The organism is Mesorhizobium sp. M7A.F.Ca.ET.027.03.2.1 (assembly GCF_003999175.1).
GTDB lineage: Bacteria > Pseudomonadota > Alphaproteobacteria > Rhizobiales > Rhizobiaceae > Mesorhizobium.
Window position 1 is genome coordinate 1 of sequence record NZ_RZOM01000997.1, and the last position, 2,293, is coordinate 2,293.

At 60.4% G+C, this 2,293-nt stretch carries 2 protein-coding genes and 1 pseudogene; all 3 read right to left on the reverse strand.

Annotation, left to right across the window (positions count from 1 at the left end):
- Positions 1-1,077: cbb3-type cytochrome c oxidase subunit I (locus EN750_RS30195; RefSeq protein WP_189526562.1), on the reverse strand; the 1,077-nt coding region annotated here is incomplete at its 3' end.
- Entirely contained in the window at positions 1,074-1,424 is a 351-nt protein-coding gene (locus tag EN750_RS41550) for a c-type cytochrome (RefSeq protein ID WP_281040165.1), read from the reverse strand. The genes EN750_RS41550 and EN750_RS30195, both read right to left, overlap by 4 nt.
- Positions 1,401-1,988, reverse strand: a pseudogene (gene coxB / locus EN750_RS41555) (cytochrome c oxidase subunit II); the annotation flags it as partial. The pseudogene coxB and the gene EN750_RS41550, both read right to left, overlap by 24 nt.
- Positions 1,989-2,293 lie beyond the last annotated feature (305 nt).

Below are 2,293 nucleotides of genomic sequence, written 5' to 3' on the forward strand. Positions count from 1 at the left end.
GAAGATCTGAATGCCGCTCGGAATGGCGATCATCATCGAGGAAGCGGTAAAGAAGCTTTCGCCGAGCTGCGGCAGGCCGGTAGCGAACATGTGGTGCACCCACAGGCCGAAGGAAAGAAAACCGATCGCGATCAACGACAGGACGATCCCGAGATAGCCAAAGATCGGGCGGCGAACGAAGGTCGGCAGGATCGCGGAGACGAAGCCGGTCGCCGGAATGAAGATGATGTAGACCTCGGGATGGCCGAAGAACCAGAACAGATTCTGCCACAGCAGTGCATCGCCGCCTGCAGCGGGATCGAAGAATTTCGTGCCGACCAGGCGGTCCAGGATCAGCATTGTGCTCGAGACCATCACGGCCGGCATGGCGAACAGGATGACGAAAGCCGTGACGAGGACGGACCAGACATAGAGCGGGATGCGGTCAAGCGACATGCCGGGAGCACGTTGTTTGAACACTGTCGCGATGATCTCGACCGCTACCGCGAGCGCGGACACTTCAGTGTAGGTCACCATCTGCGCCCAAAAATCGGGGCGCTTGCCGATGCCATATTCGGGTCCGGCGAGCGGTACGTAGGAAAACCAGCCGGCATCCGCACCGGTTTCGAAGGCGAAGGCGATCCAGATCATCAGCCCGCCGGAAAGATAGACCCAGTAGCTGAATGCATTGAGCCGCGGAAAGGCGACATTGCGAGTGCCGATCATCAGCGGCACCAGGTAAATGGCGAAAGCTTCCATCACCGGCACGGCGAACAGAAACATCATCGTCGTGCCATGCATGGTGAACAGCTGGTTGTAGAGATCGGGGCCGATGTGGCCGGCCTCAGGCTGGGCAAGCTGGAAACGCATGGCGAGCGCTGATAGACCCGCAAGGATGAGAAACAGGAAAGCCGTCACGATATAGCGCCGTCCGATCAGCTTGTGATCGACCGTGACCAGCCAGCCGTAGAAGCCTTTCGGCGTTCGCCAGGCATGCCCCAGAAAGGCGCGCAGTCTCACCTCTTCGAGGCCGGTGTCACGGATACCTTTCAGGCCCTCCTGGGTATGCTCGGCCGGCTTTCTCCCAAAGCCGCTCATTCGAGGCTTCCGAGATAGGCGACGACCGCGTTGAGATCGTCGGCGCTAAGGGCAATGCGCGGCATCTTGGCGCCGGGCTTTACCGACTGTGGATCGGCAATCCAGGCGGCGAGCGCGCCAGGGGTCATGGCCAGCGTATCTGCGGCCAGTGCACGTCGGCTGGCGAGATGCGTAAGATCAGGACCGACCGTTCCGCTGGCAGGCGTGCCTCTTATCGTATGGCAGAGCGCACAGCCGGTGAAAAGAAATGCCTGTTGGCCGCGGCGTTCTTCCTCGCCGCCAGGCGCGGATGCGACGGCGTTTTGCCTGGATTGCCATGCGTCGAACGCTTCGCGGCTTTCCGCGATGACGGTGATGGCCATATGGGCGTGCTGATAGCCGCAGAATTCGGCACACTGGCCACGATAGATGCCGGGCTTATCGGCGATGAGGGTAAGCTGGCTTGGCCGGCCCGGAATGAGATCGCGCTTACCGGCAAGTTTCGGCACCCAGAAGCTATGAATAACATCGAGCGAATCGAGTTCGACCTTGACCGGTTCGCCAACCGGGACATGGATTTCATTTGCCGTGACGATCGATTGCGAGGGATCATTACCGGCATACCGGACCTCCCACCACCATTGGTGCCCCGTGATCCGCACGGCAAGCGTTTCCGTTCCGCTCAGCGAAGCAATGGATTTGCCGGCGAAAAAACTCGCTATCGTCATCATGACGAGCACCAGAACGGTCAGCGCAACGGCGCTGCCGACAGCGCGGGTAAATCGGCGCTCCTGATGTGAATCGATCTCGAGCGGCGAGCGCGTTGTCTCGGAGAGGCGGCGACGCAAAAGCGCTGCCGCCAAGACCAGCATGACAAGCAGCCACGTGGCCGCCGCGACTGCGCTGAAAGACCAGATCAGATCAAGGATTCTCCGGGCGTTCGCACCGTGTGCATGGAGGGCCGATTGCCGATCGCCGCAACGTCGACGCTGCGCTGACCCACCTCAAACGCGGTTGCGCAGCCTTTCCCGGAACAATGCCAGTCAGGATTTGCGTTGGACATGTAAAGGCAAGCGACATTTGCGGTCATGTCCGCCTGCGAGAGCGGGCCAACGGACTCATGCACCTCGCCATGAAGAATCCACCATCGTTGCCAAGGCCATAACGCAGCTGGCTGAAAAAGGATGCTTGGCAACACCGCCCGGTGAAAACCGACGTGAAGCGGTGCGGGTTAGAC